At 68.5% G+C, this 18,602-nt stretch carries 14 protein-coding genes; 9 read left to right on the plus strand and 5 right to left on the minus strand.

Going from position 1 to position 18,602, the window contains the following annotated elements; genetic code table 11:
* Positions 1–79: 79 nt before the first annotated feature.
* Together AC1DYX_RS07165 and AC1DYX_RS07170 are read right to left on the minus strand one after the other, a co-directional pair.
* Positions 80–2,413: a M28 family peptidase gene (locus AC1DYX_RS07165; protein ID WP_477257740.1), complete on the minus strand. Its 2,334-nt coding sequence runs from the start codon at positions 2,411–2,413 to the stop codon at positions 80–82.
* A gap of 77 nt (positions 2,414–2,490) precedes the next feature.
* Entirely contained in the window at positions 2,491–3,171 is a 681-nt protein-coding gene (locus tag AC1DYX_RS07170) for an energy transducer TonB (protein ID WP_477257742.1), read from the minus strand.
* A 258-nt stretch (positions 3,172–3,429) separates the two neighbouring features.
* On the opposite strand from AC1DYX_RS07170, the gene AC1DYX_RS07175 reads away from it, so the two are divergent.
* The 8 genes from AC1DYX_RS07175 (at position 3,430) to AC1DYX_RS07210 (ending at position 13,050) form a co-directional block, all read left to right on the plus strand.
* Positions 3,430–4,080 (plus strand): response regulator, encoded by a 651-nt coding sequence (locus tag AC1DYX_RS07175; protein WP_477257744.1) that lies wholly within the window; start codon positions 3,430–3,432, stop codon positions 4,078–4,080.
* A 25-nt stretch (positions 4,081–4,105) separates the two neighbouring features.
* Entirely contained in the window at positions 4,106–5,011 is a 906-nt protein-coding gene (locus tag AC1DYX_RS07180) for a hypothetical protein (RefSeq protein WP_477257746.1), read from the plus strand.
* Positions 5,008–6,591, plus strand: coding sequence for a sensor histidine kinase (locus AC1DYX_RS07185; protein WP_477257748.1), 1,584 nt, complete (start codon positions 5,008–5,010; stop codon positions 6,589–6,591). The genes AC1DYX_RS07180 and AC1DYX_RS07185 overlap by 4 nt, the downstream gene beginning before the upstream one ends.
* A gap of 179 nt (positions 6,592–6,770) precedes the next feature.
* Positions 6,771–8,459: a M14 family zinc carboxypeptidase gene (locus AC1DYX_RS07190; RefSeq protein ID WP_477257750.1), complete on the plus strand. Its 1,689-nt coding sequence runs from the start codon at positions 6,771–6,773 to the stop codon at positions 8,457–8,459.
* A 21-nt stretch (positions 8,460–8,480) separates the two neighbouring features.
* Positions 8,481–10,154, plus strand: coding sequence for a PQQ-dependent sugar dehydrogenase (locus AC1DYX_RS07195; protein ID WP_477257752.1), 1,674 nt, complete (start codon positions 8,481–8,483; stop codon positions 10,152–10,154).
* A gap of 170 nt (positions 10,155–10,324) precedes the next feature.
* A complete protein-coding gene (locus AC1DYX_RS07200; protein WP_477257754.1) occupies positions 10,325–11,020 on the plus strand; it encodes a cytochrome b/b6 domain-containing protein in 696 nt (231 codons plus the stop codon).
* A gap of 24 nt (positions 11,021–11,044) precedes the next feature.
* On the plus strand, positions 11,045–11,713 hold the full coding sequence (locus tag AC1DYX_RS07205; protein ID WP_477257756.1) for a response regulator: 669 nt from the start codon (positions 11,045–11,047) through the stop codon (positions 11,711–11,713).
* A complete protein-coding gene (locus tag AC1DYX_RS07210; RefSeq protein WP_477257758.1) occupies positions 11,710–13,050 on the plus strand; it encodes an ATP-binding protein in 1,341 nt (446 codons plus the stop codon). The genes AC1DYX_RS07205 and AC1DYX_RS07210 overlap by 4 nt, the downstream gene beginning before the upstream one ends.
* A gap of 91 nt (positions 13,051–13,141) precedes the next feature.
* Here the strand turns inward: AC1DYX_RS07210 and AC1DYX_RS07215 are convergent, their stop codons facing one another.
* The 3 genes from AC1DYX_RS07215 to AC1DYX_RS07225 form a co-directional block, all read right to left on the minus strand.
* Positions 13,142–14,953: a DUF885 domain-containing protein gene (locus AC1DYX_RS07215; protein ID WP_477257760.1), complete on the minus strand. Its 1,812-nt coding sequence runs from the start codon at positions 14,951–14,953 to the stop codon at positions 13,142–13,144.
* 80 nt (positions 14,954–15,033) lie between these two features.
* Positions 15,034–16,167 (minus strand): branched-chain amino acid ABC transporter substrate-binding protein, encoded by a 1,134-nt coding sequence (locus AC1DYX_RS07220; protein ID WP_477257762.1) that lies wholly within the window; start codon positions 16,165–16,167, stop codon positions 15,034–15,036.
* Between the two features lie 64 nt (positions 16,168–16,231).
* Positions 16,232–16,717, minus strand: a complete 486-nt coding sequence (locus tag AC1DYX_RS07225) for an Lrp/AsnC family transcriptional regulator (protein WP_477257765.1) — start codon at positions 16,715–16,717, stop codon at positions 16,232–16,234.
* A gap of 153 nt (positions 16,718–16,870) precedes the next feature.
* Here AC1DYX_RS07225 and AC1DYX_RS07230 point away from each other — a divergent pair.
* Positions 16,871–18,602 (plus strand): cysteine desulfurase family protein (locus tag AC1DYX_RS07230; RefSeq protein WP_477257767.1); only part of this gene is annotated, 1,732 nt, incomplete at its 3' end.

An 18,602-nucleotide genomic window follows, 5' to 3' on the forward strand; every position in this document is an offset into this window, starting at 1 on the left:
CCTATCATGACATCATAAAAGCGATACACCGCCGTTCCCGCACGGCGCGTGGGGGGATCATTCACATCGCAAGCTGCGTTCAAGGGAAGCGCAGCACGTCGGCCGACACCGTGGTGCCCGTCAGCGGCAGCAGCGGCGGCAGGCCGGCGGGGCGCGGCGGCAGGTCGCGCCCGGGCAGGCCGGGGATGCGTTCCTGGACGAATACGAGAAAGGGCGGATCGCCCCGGAAGTCGAAGGCGAAGCGTTGCGCTTCGTCCTCGACGCCGCGCAGCGTGAGATGCCAGCTGAAGCAATCGCCGTCCGTGAGCACGCGGCCGTTGACGGCGGTGCGCCACGGACAGGCGCCGACCACGCGCACGGTGATCTCGGACGCGCGGTTCTTCGAACGCAGGCGGAATTCCACGTGGCGCCGCGCGTTGCTGCGCTGGTCCTTCTCGATGACGAGGTCGGGCCAGGCGACGGCGTCATCGCGCGGCGCGGCCGCATACCACACCGGATCGGAATCGGAACCGAACAGATACGGCAGCACGTACGGATGCAGCGTGTTGGGAAAGACCTGTCGCGTCCAGGCGTCGAGGGGCCCCGGCGGGTGCAGCCAGAACGCCTGCCAGCTCGGCGTGTCCTTGTAGTACACGAGCCGGTTCGGCGCCGGAAACGCCGGCACCTGCGGCACGGCCGCGTACGCCATGCCGAGCGAGACGCCCGTGCCCAGCAGCAGCGGACGCACGAGCCAGCGCGGCGCCAGCATATCGAGCAGCGTGCCGCATAGCCCCGCCAGCAGACAGACGARTGCCGCCGGCAGCACGAGCCAGGCGGGCGACAGGAAGACCAGGCTCGCGTGCGCGGCCGGCAGCAGCAGGACGAGGGCCGGCAACGTTCCCAGCCCGGCGACGGTAGCGCGCCGGGCACGCGTCCATGCGCGTGCGCGCCCGTCCGCGAGCGCGAGCCAGGCGCCTTGCGCGGCCAGCAGCGGCCAGGCCAGCACGTAGCTGGCGCCGGGCGCGCGTACGCAGACCGCGACGAGCGCGAGGTCGGCGGCGAGCAGTACGCCCAGCGCCGTCGTCGCCACGCCGAGCCGGGCCTGCAGGCGGCGCTGCAGCGCGCTGAAGACGGCCGCCGGCAACAGCATGTAGGCCAGCCGTTGCCAGTCGGCGCCGCCGTCCCCGGCGAGCACGGCGGCCGGATAGCGCGCCTGCAGCGCCGGCAGCGCTTCGCGGCACAGGTAGGCGATGAACGTCGCCAGCACGGCCATGAACAGGAAGCTGAACATGGCGTCCGCGATGTCGGCACTGGACGTGTTGTCACGCAGGGCGCGACGGCAGGCGAGGGCGGCCAATCCGCAGGCGAGCAGCGCCAGCGGCCACGTCAACCGATAATCGTAATGGACCGTGCCTACCAGCGGCAGCGGAAAATACACCTGGCCGCGCGGCGCCGCCGTGGACGGCAGGCTGGCGTTGCCGAAGCGGTGCAGCAGCGCGAGCATCGTGTCGCCCTCGTGCTGCAGGCTGGCGCTGGACAGGCGCTGCGGCAGGTCGTGGATGCCATCCCAACCGAGCGGGCCCTGCGTCGTCGCGAAGTGCAGCACCGGGAAGCCGGCGCCGGCCAGCGGCGCCGCGCCGGCGCTCTGCGGCAGGCGCGCATCCAGCTCGGCCCTGAACGAATCGCCATGCGGTGAAGGCGCGCCCCGCGCCCAAGCGTCCACGGTAAAGCCGTCCGCATGCGCGGCGCCGATCAATTCCAGCGGGCCGCGGTTGCCGGCGTTGTCGAAGCGCAGCGCGACGCGGACGCGCTTCGCCCACGGATGCGACGCCATGAAGGCGCGCGCGCCCATTGGTTGGCCGGCGTCGGCATCCGTGAAGACGAACAGGATGTCGTTGTCGAGCGACGGCCCGGCCTGCAGCACGCGCATGGCTTCCAGCAGCGCGGCGGCGGACGCGGCGCCGTCGGCCGCGCCCAGCGTGCCGGTGCCGGAATCGTAGCGGGCCATGGCCAGCACGGCCGGGCGCGTCGCATCCGCCGCCGCGCCGCGCGCAACGCCCGGCTTGCGTACGACGATATTGCGCGCGGTCGCCAGCGTGACGCTGGCGTGCGACATCCAGTCCCATGACGTGGTGTGGACCGTGTCGACCTGGACCTCCGGCTCCAGGCCGAGGGCGCGGATGCGTGCCAGGAGGTAGCCGCGCGCGCGGGCATTGGTGCTGCTTCCGGCCGGACGCGGCGCCTGCGCGAGCGTCTGCACGTGCGCCTGGGCGCGTGCCGCGCTGAAGCCGGGAAGGACAGGCCCGGTCGGCAGCGGGGCCGCTTGCGGCTGCAGCGCCAGCCAGGCCAGGAAGATGACCGTGAAGAGGGCCAGGCCGCAGGCCACGTAAAAGGTCGGCCCGGGCGTTTCGGGCAATCGGGGAACGTGACGCATGATTGCGTCTCCATTGTCGTGAAGAGTATGCGCAAAAAAAGACCCGCCGGAGGGGGCGGGTCAAGAGGGACGTAAGGTCAGTCGAGTTTCCAGACGTAGGCGAGCTTCGCCCAGCCGGCTTCCGCCACGCCGTTATTGGTGGCGGGTTTGAAGCTGCACAGGCTCAGGGCATTGAGCGCGGCGCGGTCCAGGTCGCGCGAGCCGCTCGAATGCTCGATGCGCGCCGAGCTCACGCGGCCATCGGCACCTACCAGCAGGGCCAGCATCGTGGTGCCGCTGTCGCCCCGGCGCGCGGCCGCGGCCGGGTAGTCGGGCAGGGCGCAGCCGTTGGCGTTCGCGAACACGGCCGCGCGCATCTGGCCGGGATTGCCGGTGTTCGTGGCCGGCGCGGCGGGCGTTTCGGGCGCGCTGGTGGCTGCCATCGGTGGGAAGGGAGAAGGATCGGATTCGGTCGTCGCCTGGATGGGTGCCGGGGTCGGCGGCGGCGCCACGTCCACCTCGGTTTTCGGCACCATGATGTCCGGCGGCGCGATCTGCGGCATCGGCTTCGGCGGTTCGGGCGGCGGCAGCGGTGGGTGCGGCCGGTCCGGCGTGAGCGTCACCTGCACGGGGTCCGGCAGGGTGGGCAGGAAAATTTTCTTCGTATTGATGCTGTGAATAAACAGCGCGCCGAGTGCCACGTGCAGGCCGGCGACGAGGGCGAATTTGGCGGCTTTGCCGTGTTCGTGGGCGCCGCCCGAGAGACGTGTGAATTGCATGTCATCCTCCTTGTTGTTGTTGCCGGTGTTGCCGGATGTGAATCGGAGTGAGGCGGTGTATCCTGTAGACGGAATAAATATATGCTATCTACTAGCAATAAGTAAAGCTAATTCGTAGCAGGATGCAATTCCACTTGTGCGCCGTGCATGTCGGCCCCTGTAGGAAAATGCTTGCGGGTTGCCTCGCGCCCGCTGCTGTTGTATGGAATAATCGTCTCTGAGCTTTCACCTGGAAGCAGAGAGCCTGGAGAATCGAACGTGCAGAAAGAGCAAAAGCCGATCCGCGTGATGCTGGCGGACGATCACCCGATCGTGATGACCGGGTTCGCGATGTCCTTGTCGGCGCAGGGAATGGAAGTGGTGGGCCAGGCCAAGAGCCCGAGCGAAGCCGTGGCCATGTATGCGGAATTCCGGCCCGACGTGGCGGTGCTCGACATCCGCTTCGGCACCGAACTGACGGGCATGGATGCGGCACAGAACATCCTCAGGAGCGATCCGAAGGCGAAGATCGTATTCCTCAGCCAGTTCGACCAGGACAGCCTGATCAAGGAAACCTACCGCCTGGGCGCACACGCCTTCGTGACCAAGGATTGCGACCCGGCCGACCTGGCCGACGCCGTGCGCCACGCGCATGCCGGCAAGCTGTACTTCCTGCCGCAGATCGCCGAGCGTCTGGCCAGCCTGGCCGTCCGTGGCGACGTCTCGCCGCAGTCGCAGCTGGACGAGCGCAGCCTGGAGATCTTCAAGCTGATGGCCGAGGGCCTGACCAATATGGAGATCGCCGAGCGGCTGAACCTGTCGACCAAGACCATCAGCAACATCAGCCAGGCGGTGAAGGAAAAGCTCGGCGTACACCGGCAGGCGTACATCACCAAGCTGGCCGTCAAGCATGGCCTGATCGAGCCCTGAAGCGTTCAGCGCCGTGCCGTCGTTCATGCTCCGGTTGCTGAATCTGGCGGGCCTGCTGGTCGCCCTGGCCGGTAGCGCTCACGCCACCGCCACGCGCGAGATCAAACCGGAGCCCGTCCAGGGCTACCGTTACCAGATCGTCACGACGGACGACAGCGCCATCACGCGCCGCATCGTGGATGACATGGTGCGCCGCCTCGTGCCCGTGTTCGCCGTGTTCCGCACCGAACTGGCCCAGCACCGGCGCATGCTGTACGTGACGGTCGGCCCGGCCGCCCTGCGCGACGTGGCGCAGCGCCGTTGCGACTGCGTCGTCGTCTCCACGTTCACGTCGAGCCAGGTCGTGCGCTCGATCCTCGGCACGCTGCCGCCCGCGCGCGCCGCCCTGTTCACGGCCGTGTATGCGGAACCGGCGCCGGCCGACCAGCTGCGTCTCGTGGCCCTGCTGTACCGGCGGCCCGTGCGCGTGGCCGCCATCCTCGGTCCCGACACCGCGTTCCTGAAACCCGTGCTGGAAAACGAGCACGTGAACGTGCTGCAGGCCGAACCCGACGAGAGCATCAACCGCATGCTGAGCCAGATCACGCAGACCGACGTGCTGCTCGCGCTGCCCGACAGTGTCGTCTACAACACGGAAAACTTCCGCAACATCCTGCTGTCGACCTACCGCAAGAAGCAGGGCGTGATCGGCTTCTCGGCCGACATGGTCAAGGCGGGGGCGCTGGCGACGACCTATTCCGAAGTGGAGGACATCAATGCCCAGGTGGCGGAAATCGTGGCCAGCTACGTGGCCGGCGGCGAGCTGCCGCAACCCCAGTTCCCGCGCTATTTCCACACCATCGTCAACGAGGGCGTCGCACGCTCGCTCGACGTCGAGGTGCCGGACAACGTGCGCAACTTTGCCCGGCCCGTGCCGGCACGCCAGCCATGAAGCGCCCCGCCGCCCTGCGTGACGCCTCGCTGCGCGCCGCCGCGCTCAGGTCCGGCAAGCTGCGGCCCGACCGGCTGCGGCCCGACGCCCTGCAGTTCTGGCGCGGCTGGAGCATCGGCCTGCGCATGGCCTTCATCACCATGCTGCCCGTGACCCTGCTGTTCACGTCGTTCGTCTGGTATTCCTGGTATGCGCACCGCGCCCAGGTCGACGAGGAACTGGCGGAACGCGGCCGCATCCTGGCGCGCGCGCTCGCCGAGACCAGCGAATACAACGTCATCTCGGGCAACCTGTCCGACCTGCGCCTGACCATGAATGGCCTCGTGCAGTCGGACAGCAGCGTGTACCGCATCGACGTCATCGACGTGAACGGCCAGAACGTCGTGCCGGTCGTCTCCGAGCACCCGATCGAGGCGGAGAACCGCTCGTTCGAGGCGCCGATCCGCAAGCAGGTCGTGTGGATCAACCTGTTCTCGGACAACGGCACGCCGCACGTTTCCGCCTCCAGCGACACGCGTCCGCCCACGCTGACGACGGAGGTCGTGGGGCTGGTGCGCGTGACGATGTCGCCCACGAACATGCTGGCCAAGCAGCTGCACCGCTTCCGCGTCGAGCTGGCGATGGCCGCGCTGGCGCTGGCGGCGAGCGGCGCGCTGGCATACATCCTCGCGCGCAGCCTGACGGTGCCGCTGCGCGAGGCGATTTCCGTGCTGCGGCGAATCCGCGGCGGCAACTACCGCGTGCACCTGCCCGTCACGACGGGCGGCGAGGTGGGCGAGCTGCAGGCGTCGATCGGCGAGATGTCGGTGGCGCTGGACCAGTCGAAGCAGGATCTGGAAAACAAGGTGGCCGAGCGCACGCGCGACCTGCTCGCGTCGCGCAACGAGGCGCTGCGCGCCGACGCCGACAAGCGCAAGCTGATCCAGAAGGTCAACAGCATCATCGAGGACGAGAGAAAGAGCATCGCCGTCGAGATCCACGACGAACTGAATGCGTCGCTGATCGCCGTACGCCTGGAGTCGCAGACGATCCAGCAGCTCGCGGCCAAGGTCACGCCGGGCGAGGAAATCGACCAGATCCGCGCCAAGGCGCAGGCCATCACCAAGCTGGCGCTGGACCTGTATGCCAACGGCCGCCGCCTCGTGCGCCGCCTGCGGCCCGAGGTGCTGGACATGCTGGGGCTGCACGGCGCCGTCGAGGAAATGGTCAGCCACTACCGCAGCAGCTCCGGCGTGCACTTCGAATTCGAATCGCAGGGCGATTTTTCCAAGATCGGCAACGAACTCGCGATCTCCGCCTACCGCATCGTGCAGGAAGCGCTGTCGAACATCATGAAGCACTCGCAGGCCGGCTTCGCGCGCGTGAGCCTCGTGCTGTCGGACGAGGACGAGGCCCTGCACATCGAGGTCCAGGACGACGGCGAAGGCTTCGATCCGGCCGTCGCGTCGGAAGGCATCGGCATCATCGGCATGCGCGAGCGCGTGTTCGCGCTTGGCGGCAGCATCCACGTGCAGTCGCGGCCCGACGAGGGCACGCTGGTCGCCATCACGCTGCCGTTGACGGGCGCCGTTCCAGTGTAGGGTGGGCACCCCGTGCCCACGCGCAACGCCAACAAACCGCATCCGTCGCGCGTGGGCACAGTGCGTGATTGATGCCCCCGGCATCAATCACCCCACCCTACCATGCACTCGCAAATTTCGTGAGTAGGGTAGAGTAGCGTCCGTGGCAATCCCATAGACGTTCAAACTTACCCTACACTATGCTCAACGCATTGCAGACGCCTTTTGAACAAGGCAACCAGAATCAGACCACGACCTGGGCTGATTGCATCGCCTGGTACGAGAATCTCGCACACCAATACCCGCAGGTGCTGCGCTTTTACGTGGTCGGGACCTCCGACGCCGGCGTGCCGATCCACGCCGGGGTGGTCGCGGCCGACGGCGTGTTCGACCGCGGGCAGATCAAGGCCGCGGGCCGTCCCGTCTTCTTCAACAACAACGGCATCCATCCGGGCGAACCGGAAGGCGTCGACGCGTGCATGGCGCTCGTGCGCGACTTTTGCCAGCAGCCGGAGCGCCTGGCCGCGCTGGGCAAGACCGTGTTCCTGTTCGTCCCGCTGTACAACGTGGACGGCGCGTTCAACCGCGCTGCGACGTCCCGCGTGAACCAGGACGGCCCGGAAACGTTCGGTTTTCGCGGCAACAGCCGCCACCTCGACCTGAACCGCGACTTCGTCAAGTGCGACACGCTGACGGCGCAGACCTTCAACCGGCTGTTCACCGAATGGGATCCGGACGTGATGGTCGACACGCACACCTCGAACGGCGCCGACTACAGCTACACGATGACCCTGATCCCCACGCAGCCCGACAAGCTGGGCGGCGAGCTCGGCGCCTTCCTGCGCGACAGGATGCTGCCCGCCATGTATGCGGAGATGGACAAGCGCGGCTGGCCGATGTGCCCGTACGTGAACCCGGTCAAGGACAGCCCGGATGAAGGCATCGCCGACTTCCTCGAGACGGCGCGCTTCTCGACCGGCTAYGCCGCGCTGCACGACACGATCGGCTTCATGCCCGAGACGCACATGCTGAAGTCCTTCGCCGACCGCTATCACTCGATGCGCGCGCTCGTCGAGACGGCACTGGATTTCACGATCGCCCACGGCGCCGACATCGTCCAGTTGCGCCGCGCGACCCGCGCCGCCGGCCGCACGCGCCGCGAATGGCCCGTGCACTGGGCGATGGACGAAGCGCAGCCGTCCACCTTCCGCTTCAAGGGCTATGCGGCCAGATACAAGGCGAGCGTGCTGGGCGACTACCAGCGCCTGTACTACGATCGCAACGCGCCGTACGAACGCGACATCCCGCACTACAACCGCTTCCCGGYCGACGTCGTCGTGCCCGCACCGACGGCCTACGTCGTGCCGCAGCAGTGGCGCGAAGCGATCGAGCGCCTGCGCTGGAACGGCGTGAAGCTCGAGCGCGTGGACGCCCAGCGCACGCAGGAAGTCTCCACCTACCGCATCGCGGCCGTGACCTCGCGGGCGCACGCGTACGAGGGGCACATGTTCCACGACGAGGTGCAGCTGGAACGCCGGCGCGAGACCGTCACCGTGCGCGCGGGCGACTACATCGTGCCGCTCGACCAGGACCAGGCGCGCTACGCCGTCGAGACGCTGGAACCGTTGGCCCACGACAGCTTCTTCCGCTGGGGTTTCTTCAACAGCGTGCTGGAAAAGAAGGAAGCGTATTCGGACTATGTGTTCGAGGACGAGGCCGAGCGCCTGCTGGCCGCCGAGCCGGCGCTGGCGGCGAAGTTCGACGCGTGGAAGGCGGCCAATCCGGAACTGCTGAAAGACCAGGGTGCGGTGCTCGACTTCATCTTTGCCAACTGCGCGCGCTGGAACGAGCCGGAGTGGCGCCGCTATCCGGTCTTCATGATCGATTGACTTACCTGGAGAGGAGACACCATGCATTACAAGATCGCCGCTACGCTCGCATTGCTGGGCGCAGCATCGGCGGCAACGGCCGCGCCATCTGCCGGTCAAACTTATTTTGAACGCAATTGCGCGAGCTGCCACACGGCCGACGCGGCCATGGGCTCGCGCGCGGGTCCGCCGCTGTTCAACGTCGTCGGCCGCAAGGCCGCGTCGGCGCCGGGCTACAACTATACGGACGCGCTGTCCAGGGCCGGCACGGCCGGCAAGACGTGGACGCGCGCGGAACTCGACGTCTTCCTGCGCGACCCGGGCAAGGACGTGCCGGGTACCGCGATGCCGATCGGGATCGCGGACGCGAAGGACCGCGCTGCCGTGATCGATTACCTCGCCGCGCAAAGCGGCAAGGCGGACGCAAAGGTGGCGGCCAGGGCCGCGAGCGGTGCGCGCGCCGGCGCCTGGACCGAGGACAAGCCGGGCGACATGCACCGCATCACCGTCGACCAGCTCGTCGCCCCGTTCGCCAGCGAGAGCGCGGGCAATGGCCCCAAGCTCGCGAAACGTCCCGACGGCGCGCTGCCGGCCGTGCCGAAAGGCTTCAAGGTGAGCGTGCTGGCCGACACCGGCAAGGCCCGCTATGCGTTGCGCGCGCCGAACGGCGACATCATCCTGGCCGATACGGGCAAGAGCGAGATCCGCATCCTGCGTCCGGGCGGCGGCGGCGACACGATCGCCGCGGACAGCGTGTTCGCGACCGGCCTGTCGCATCCCTACGGCCTGGCGCTGTGGCCGGCCGCGCAGCCGAAATACCTGTATGTGGCGAACGTGAATTCCGTCGTGCGCATGCCGTACACGACGGGCGACCTGAAGGCGAAGGGCAAACCCGAGACCATCGTCGAGAAGCTCGCCGAGACCGCGGGCGGCCACACCACGCGCACGCTGGCGTTTTCGAAGGACGGCAAGACGTTGTTCGTCTCCGTCGGCTCGTCCACCAATATCGGCCAGGGCATGAGCACGAAGGCGGCGTTGCCGCTGCCGCAATGGGAAGCGGCGCATGGCCTGGGCGCCGCATGGGGCGAAGAGACCGACCGTGCCACCGTACTCGCCTTCGACCCCGACGGCAAGCAGCGCCGCAACTACGCCAACGGCCTGCGCAACTGCGTGGGCATGTTCGTGCATCCGGACACGGGCGACCTGTATTGCAGCGTCAACGAGCGCGACGAACTGGGCGACAACCTGCCGCCCGACTACGTCACGCGCGTGAAGCAGGGCGGCTTCTACGGCTGGCCGTGGTACTACCTCGGCGCGCACGTGGACCCGCGTCTGGAAGGCGTCCGGCCTGATCTGAAAGACAAGGTCACGACCCCGGACACGCTGATCCAGGCGCACTCCGCGCCGCTGGGCATGGCCGTGTACCACGCCCCGGCGGGCGCGAAGCACGCGTTCCCGAAAGAGTACGACGGCGACATCTTCCTCGCGCTGCACGGCTCGTGGAACCGCGGCATCCGTACCGGCTACAAGGTCGTGCGCGTGATGATGAAGAACGGCGCGCCGACCGGCGAATACCAGGATTTCATGACGGGCATGGTGCTCTCGGACCGCGACGTATGGGGCCGTCCGGCCGCCGTGACGGTGGCGGCGGATGGCGCGCTGCTGGTCGTCGACGATGGCGGCGGCGTGCTGTGGCGGATCGTGCCTGAAAAATGACGCGTAGGGTGGGCACCCCGTGCCCACGCGGACGTTTGCGATGTGTTGACGTTACGCGTGGGCACAGGGGTGCCCACCCTACGTGAGCAGCGCGGCCAAGGATAAGAAAACCTTAAGCGAGCTTCCGGATGATGGTCGGCAGATGTCCGACTTTCGATCCGGAGGCAAGCATGAACGATGTATCCCTTTCCCGCGACGGCAAGGTTCTTGTGTGGGACCTGCCGGTCCGCGTCTTCCACTGGCTGATGGCGGCCAGCTTCGCCGGTGCCTGGCTGACCGCGGAGCACGAGCGCTGGCGCCTGCTGCACATCACCTTCGGCTGTACCGTGCTGGCGCTGGCCGTCCTGCGCCTTGCCTGGGGCCTGTTCGGCTCGCGCCACGCCCGGTTTGCGGCGTTCGTGCGCGGGCCGGGCGAGGCGCTGCGCTATCTCGGCGGGCTCGTACGCGGCCAGCCGCGCCATTACGCCGGCCACAACCCGGCCGGTGCGCTCGCGATCGTGGCCCTGCTGGCGTTGGCCCTGACGGCGGCCGCCACCGGGCTGGCAACCTTGACGCTGGGCGACGCCTGGGAAGAGGTCCACGAGCTGCTTGCGAACCTGATGCTGGCCCTCGTCGGCGTGCACGTGGCGGCCGTCGTCGTGTCGGGCTGGCCGCATCGCGAAAACCTCGTGGCGGCCATGTTCAGCGGCCGCAAGCGCGGCGCGCCGGACGAAGGCATCGCCCGGCCGTGGCGCGGCCTGGCCGTCCTGCTGCTGGCGGCGGTGCTCGGCTTCTGGGGCTGGCAGCTGAGCCATCCGTCGAGCGGCCTGGGCGCCATCGCGGCGGTGGAAGGCGGGCACACGCATGGCGCAGCAGATGACGACTAATCCCGCGCGTGGGAGAATGGCCACATGCATATCCTGCTCGTGGAAGACGATCCCCTGCTCGGCGACGGCCTGCGCGCCGGCCTGCGCCAGCTCGGCTTCCAGGTCGACTGGGTGCAGAGCGGCGATGCGGCCGAGCGCGAGTTGCGCGCGCAGGAATACGCGGCGGCGGTGCTCGACCTGGGCCTGCCGCGCAAGGATGGCATGGACGTGCTGGCGGCCGTGCGCGCGGCCGGCCTGACGACGCCCGTGCTCGTGCTGACGGCGCGCGACGCCGTGCCGGACCGCATCCGCGGCCTCGACGCCGGCGCCGACGACTACGTGGTCAAGCCCGTCGACCTGCACGAACTGGCCGCGCGCCTGCGCGCCCTCGTGCGGCGCGCGCACGGACAGCCACGCGACCGCCTGCAGGCGGGCGACGTCGAGCTGGACCCGGCGGCGCGCACCGTGCGCAAGGCCGGCGTGCCGGTGACGCTGTCGACGCGCGAATTCGACCTGCTGCACGCGCTGATGCTGAACGCGAACCGGGTCATGACGCGCGAACAGCTGGAACAGCATTTGTACAGCTGGGGCCAGGAAGTGGAAAGCAATGCCGTCGAGGTGCACGTCCATAACCTGCGGCGCAAGCTGGGGAGCACGCTGGTCCAGACGGTGCGCGGCGTCGGCTACATGCTGCCCGGCCCGGCGGGCGTATGAGCCGCACGGCGCCATCGCTGCAGGTCCGGCTGCTCGGACTGATGTTCGGCGTGCTGGCCGCCGTCTGGGCCGCGACGCTCGCGCTGACCCTGTCCGACACGCGCCACGAACTGGGCGAACTGCTCGACGCGCACCTCGCCCAGTCGGCCTCGCTGCTGCTCGTCCACGATGCGGACGAGGACCTGGAAGCGCCGGCGGCGCCCATGCTTCACCGCTACGCGCCGCGTGTCGCCTTCCAGGTCTGGCGCGACGGCCACCTCGTCCTGCGTTCCGCGAATGCGCCCACGCAGCCGTTCGGGCCGCGCGCGGCGAGCGACGGCTTTTCGTTCTTTGCGGACGGCGACGTGCGCTGGCGCGTGTTCGCGGCCTGGGATGCCGCGCGCCGGCGCCAGGTGTACGTCGGCGAGCGGCTGGGCGCACGCGACGAAATCCTGGGCGCCGTGCTGCGCGGCGTATCGCTGCCGCTGGCGCTCGCGCTGCCCGTGCTCGGGGTGGCGACGTGGTGGACCGTGCGGCGCGGCCTCGCGCCGTTGCGGCGGCTGGGGCGCACGCTGGCGGCGCGCCGCCCCGACGCGCTGGAACCCGTGCCGCAGGAAGGCATGTTCGCGGAAATGCTACCGTTGGCGGCGGCGCTGGACGACCTGTTGCGGCGCATCGGTGACCTGCTGGCGAACGAGCGGCGCTTCACGGCCGACGCGGCGCACGAGTTGCGCACGCCCGTGGCGGCCATCCGCATGCAGGCGCAGGTGGCACGGGTGGCGACCGACGACGCGGCCCGCGAGCACGCATTGGATGGCCTGCTGGCCGGCTGCGACCGCGCCGCGCGCCTGATCGACCAGTTGCTGACATTGGCCCGGGTCGAGTCCGCGCAGGCGCCGCAGATGGTCGCCGTCGAGCTGGCCGGCGTGGCGCGCGCCGTGATGGCGGAACTGGCGCCGGCCGCGCTGGCAAAAGGGCAGCAGGTCGAGCTGGATGCGCCGGGGACGTACGAGGTGCGCGGGAACGCGCTGCTGCTGGCGGTACTGGTCCGCAACCTCGTCGACAATGCCGTGCGCTATGCGCCGCAGGGGGCGGCGATCCGCGTGCGGCTGCAGCGGGAAGGGGAGGCGGTCGTGCTGGACGTGGAGGATGGCGGACCGGGCCTCCCGGATGCCGACCTGGCGCGGCTGGGCGAACGTTTTTTCCGCGTGCCCGGCAGCGCGGCGTCCGGCAGCGGGCTCGGATGGTCGATCGTGCGGCGCATCGCCGCGGTCCACCACGCCCGCGTGGACGTGGGGCGGTCCACGCGGTTGGGTGGGTTGGCCGTTACCGTAAGCTTTACCGCCGAACGATCGTAGGGCGGGCACCCCGTGCCCACGCGTGACGCCTGCACCACGTTGGCTCCCGCGTGGGCACAGGGGTGCCCACCCTACGTCATATCACAGTACATCATCTGGTTTCGGCGATCCAGCGATCCACCTTCTTCTCCAGCAGCGCCAGCGGCAGCGTGCCTTCGCCCAGCACGATCTCGTGGAACTTCGGCAGGCTGAACTTCGGCCCGAGCGCCTGTTCCGCGCGGGCGCGCAGTTCCTGGATCTTGAGGGCKCCGATCTTGTAGCCGAGCGCCTGGCCCGGCCACGCCATGTAGCGCTCGGTTTCGCTGCGCGCGAGCGCTTCCGGATAGCCCAGCGTCTCGCGCATGTACTGGAGAGCCTGCTCGCGCGTCCAGCCCTTCGCATGCATGCCCGTGTCGACGACGAGGCGCACGGCGCGCAGCATCTCGTCGTTCAGGTGGCCGAACCAGTCTTCCGGCTTGTCGTACAGCCCCATCTCCGTGCCCAGCGTCTCGGCATACAGCGCCCAGCCTTCCGTGAACGCATTGTTGCCGCCGAACTTGCGGAAGTTGGGCAGGCCCAGCTCCTGCATCAGCGCGATGTGGAAGTGGTGACCCGGCTGGCCCTCGTGCAGGAACAGCGTGACCATGCCGGTGCTGCCGTACTGCGTGGGGTCGTTCACGACGGACCAGAACACGCCCGGACGCGAGCCGTCCGCGGCCGGCGGCGTGTAGTGGTCGGACGCCGTCGCACGCGACAGTTCCGGTTCCAGGCGCAGGTCGAGCGGCGTCTTCGGACGCAGCGAGAACAGCGCAGGCAGTTTGGTCTTCAGCTGCGCGTCCAGCTTGCGGTAGACGTCGATGACTTCCTGCTCCGTCTTGAACGGCTTGAATTTCGCCTGCTCCGACACCCACGTCGGCAGGCCAGCGGCCGGGCCGTCGTAGCCCATCTGCGGGCCGATGCGGGCGTACTCTCCCCGGATGCGCGCGACTTCCTTCAGGCCGATCTGGTGGATCTGTTCCGGTTGCAGGTCGGTGGTCGTCTGGCTCGCGACGCGCACGAGGTACCAGTCCATCCCCTGCGGCAGCGCGCTCCAGCCGGCGGTCGTGCGGCAAGCCGGCAGGTAGTCGTGTTCGATGAAGTCGGCCAGGCGCTTCAGCGCCGGATTCAGCTTGCCGGCGATCGTGCCGCGGTAGCCGGCCGCGAGTTTCTTTTTATCGGCGGCGGAAAAGGCCGCCGGGAAGTTCTTCACGGGCGTGGAATAGATGCTGTCCTCGGCCTTCTCGGCCACCAGCTGTTTGAACTGGGGCAGGGCCGATTGCATGACGGCCTTCGGCTGCACGACGCCGCGCTTCATCCCTTCGCGCATGTTGGCGATGGCCTGGTCGATCCACGGACCGAGCTGGTTCAGGCGGCTCAGGTAGGCCTGGTAATCCTTCACGGTGGACAGTGGCTGCGCCTGCTGGCCGCTGCTGTAGTTCGCGAGCGTGACGGGCAGGGCATCCATCTGGTTCAGCGGCAGCAGGTGTTCGGGGAAAGGCTCGAAGCGCAGCGCGGTGTTCAGTTCGTAGTCGAGGATGTCGTAGCTGGTCTGGTCGCGCTGGGCGAGGCCGTCGCGGCGGATCGCGTGCAGGCGCTTCAGGTAATCCTTGTACAGCGCGAACTGGCGCGCGCGGTTCTGCGGCGCGATCGACATGCCGAGCTGGTCGGCGTAGCGGTTGTCGCCGCTCTCGCCGGCGGAGACGGGGTCGAAGCGCGCCAGCGCGTCCCAGTATGCGTCGGCAAGCTGGTTGAGCTTTTTCGATTCGGCGCTGGCGGCGTTCGTGGCGCCGATGGTGGACTTGGCCGCGGTGTCGGCGGCGAGCGCCGGCGCGCAGGCGATGAGGCAGGCGGCGGCGATGGTGCCCAGGGTGGGGATAGCTTTCATGTGGTGTGCTCGCGTAGAAAAAGAAGCGGCGCCAAGGATACGCCTCGCGCCGCCCGCAGCCCAGTCTTTACAGGCGCTCTTTAATAATTGGCCAGCGGCGCCAGCTGCCCGCCCTTGAAGGTATAGAGGGTGACGGCCGTCTTCTTCAGGTTGCCGCTCGCATCGTAGCCATAGGTGCCGGCCACGCCCTGGTACGTCATCGTGTGCAGCTGCTTGCCGACGGCGGCGGCGTCCATGGTGTTCGCGGCCTTCATGGCCTGGGCAATGAACATCGTCTGGTCGTAGAACGCGGGCGCGTACACGTCCGGGTCGCGCTGGAAGCGCTGCTTGTAGCGGGCCTTGAACGCGGAGCCGCCGGCCTGCTTGTCGAGCATCGCGCCGGCCTGGGCGCACATGATGTTTTCTCCGACGGCGTCGCCACCCAGCTTGGCCATCTCCGGGCTGCACAGCGTGTCGCCGCCGAGCAGGCGCACGTTCGCCATGCCCAGCTGCTTCATCTGGCGCGCCATCGGGGCGCCCTGCGGCGCGTAGCCGCCGAAGAAGATGGCGTCGACCTTCTTCGCACGGAACGCGGTCAGGATGGCGGCAAAGTCGCTCGCCTTGTCGTTGGTGAATTCGCGGCCGGCCACGGTCACGCCCGAGGCGCGCGCCTGCTTCGCGAATTCGTCGGCGATGCCCTGGCCGAACGCGGTGCGGTCGTCGATCACGCCGACCGTCTTGAGCTTGAGTTCCTTCGCGGCGTACGAGGCCATCGATGCGCCCACCTGCGTGTCGCTCGCGACGATGCGAAACACGTTCGGGTAGCGCGACTGGGTGATCTTGGGGCTCGTGCCCACGGTCGACATCAGGATGCCGGCATCGTTGTAGACGCGCGAGGCGGGGATTGCCACGCCCGAGTTGTACGGGCCGAGCACGAACTTGACGCCGGCGTCGGCGAATTTCTGCGCGACGTTCACGCCCGCTTTCGGGTCGCCCTGGTCATCCTCGGACAGCAGTTCGAACTTGAGCGTCTTGCCGCCCACCTTCAGCTTCTGCGCGTTGAGTTCCTCGACCGCGAGGCGCACGCCGTTCTCGTCGTCCTTGCCGGCGAAGGCGTTGGCGCCCGACAGCGGGCCGCTCACGCCGATGCGCACGACCTGGTCCTGGGCGACCGCGGAAGATCCGGTCGCCAGCAGGATCGCCGCCAGCGCCACGGTTTTCATGGTTGATGCCATTCGTTTTTCTCCGTTGTAATCAACGGCCGCCATCATCGCACGAATGGCTGGGGGTGCAAACTGGTCAGGCAGGGAGACCGTGCGTGATCAATTCCAGCGGCAGCGCAGTGGTGCACTTGATCTGCTCCATCGAGAACGCGGAGGAGACGCCGGCCAGCTGGGCCGTCTTGATCAGCTTCTTGTAGAAGCGGTCGTAGCCGCCGATGTCCGTCGTGACGACCTTCAGCAGGTAGTCGACGTCGCCGCTCATGCGGTGGAATTCGAGGACTTCGGGCAGCGCGACGACGGCGGAGGCGAAGCGCTCCAGCCATTTATCGTCGTGCTCGTTGGTGCGCACGCTGACGAACACGGTCACGGGCAGGCCGACCTTCTTCCGGTTGACGATGCTGACCCGGCTCTCGATGTACCCCTCTTCCTCCAGGCGCTTGACCCGTTTCCAGCACGGGGTGCTGGACAGCCCGACTTTCTCGCTCAGGCCGGAAATCGACAGGGTCGCGTCCGCCTGCAGGGCCGCCAGAATTGCACAGTCGTATTTGTCGAGTGAATTCATCTTATTCGTCTCGCGGTATTAAGAATGTCCGTTCTTCAGCTAACGAAAAATCAAAGATTCTTTAGTACGTCATTTTCAGCACCGAACCGTAACATATTACTCAACAATCGCGCTGCTGGCGCATTTATTTTTGGACTTTTTAGAAATTTTTACATGGCCCCCGACATCTACCTCGACGCAAACGCCACTTCGCCGGTTTTACCTGCTGCAATTGCTGCCGCGGTCGATGCGATGGCGGCCTCGTTCGGCAATCCGAGCAGCAGCCACGCCACCGGCCTGCGTGCCAGGCAGATCCTGGACACGACCCGCGCCCGGGCGCGCCGCGTGCTCGGCGCCGGCCCCGGCCGGGTGTTGTTCACGAGCGGCGCCACCGAGGGCATCCAGACCGCCGTGCTGTCCGCGCTGGTCGCCGTGCGCGCACGCCAGGCGGCCTTCGATGCGTGCGGCGACCTGCTGCTCTACGGCGCCACCGAGCACAAGGCCGTGCCGGAAAGCCTCGCGCACTGGAACCGCCTGCTCGGCACGGGATTGACCCTATACGCATTGCCGGTCGACGCCACCGGCCGCCACCGCCTGGACGTCCTGCGCGACCTGGCCCCGCGTGCCGCCATGGTGTGCACGATGGCGGCCAACAACGAGACGGGCGCGATCTCTGACCTGGCCGGCCTCGCGCGCGTGCTGCGCGAGGCCGGCGGCGGGGCGTACTGGATGGTCGATTGCGTGCAGGCGCTGGGCAAACTGCCGCTCGACCTCGCCAACACCCGCATCGACTACGCCCCGTTCTCCGGCCACAAGCTGCATGCGCCGAAAGGCATCGGCATGCTGTACGTGCGCGACGGCGCGCCGTACACCCCGCTGATGATCGGCGGCGGCCAGGAGGGCGGACAGCGTGCCGGCACCGAGAACATGGCCGGCATCGCCGCCCTCGGCGCCGTGCTGGCCGCGCTGGAAGAGGGCGGCACGTTCCGCAGCCACGCCGAATTGAACGCCCTGCGCGAGCGGCTGGCGGCTGCCTTGCGCGCCGCCTTTCCCGCCATCGTCTTCAATGCGCCGTTCGAACACACCCTGCCGACCACGCTGAATTTCGCCGTGCCCGGCGTGGCGAGCAAGGACCTGCTCGACCTGTTCGACGCGGCCGGCGTGCGCGTCAGCGCGGGTTCGGCCTGTTCCGCGGCCAGGGCCGCGCCCAGTTACGTGCTCGATGCGATGGGCTTGCCGGTGTGGCGCAGCGGTGGTGCCGTGCGGCTGTCGATCGGACCGCTCGCGGACGATGCCTTCATCGACGCCGCCTGCGCGCGCATCCGCCGCTGCGGCGAAGCGTTGCGCGCGTCTCCGCTCGACGGCGGGCATCCGGGCGTCATGCAGGTCAGCGGCGACGGGCGGCACGGCTGGATCGTGTTCGATGCCGGGGCCTGTGTCGTGATCGACCCGCCGCGCGAGCAGGCCGGCCGTATCGCCGCGCTCGTGCGCGACGCGGGCCTGCGCGTGCTGGCCGTGGCGGGCAGCGGGACCGATCCGGATGGCGCGGCGGCGCGCGCAGCCCTGCGCCTGGCGCTGGGTGACGGTCACGCCGAAGCGGGACCGCCCGACTGGCCGACGGAAGCGGAATCCGTCGTGCTGGACGACGGCAGTCATGCATCCTGCATCGCTATCGGTGCCACCGTGCTGGCGCGCGTGGCCGACGGGGCCGGCTATCTGCTGGGCGGCGCAGACACGGGCCGGCTGCCGCGCACGGCCGTGCGCATGGCCTTCGGCGCCATTGACACGGGTCTCCTGGCGCATGGCGACACCGTGCTGTGCCACGGCGCCGACGTCGACGGCGTGGCCTGCGCGCTGCCGCCGCCGCCGTGCCCCGGCACGCCGGGGCAGCTGCATGGGGACACGC

The sequence above is a fragment of the Massilia sp. P2_C2 genome (assembly GCF_056404615.1).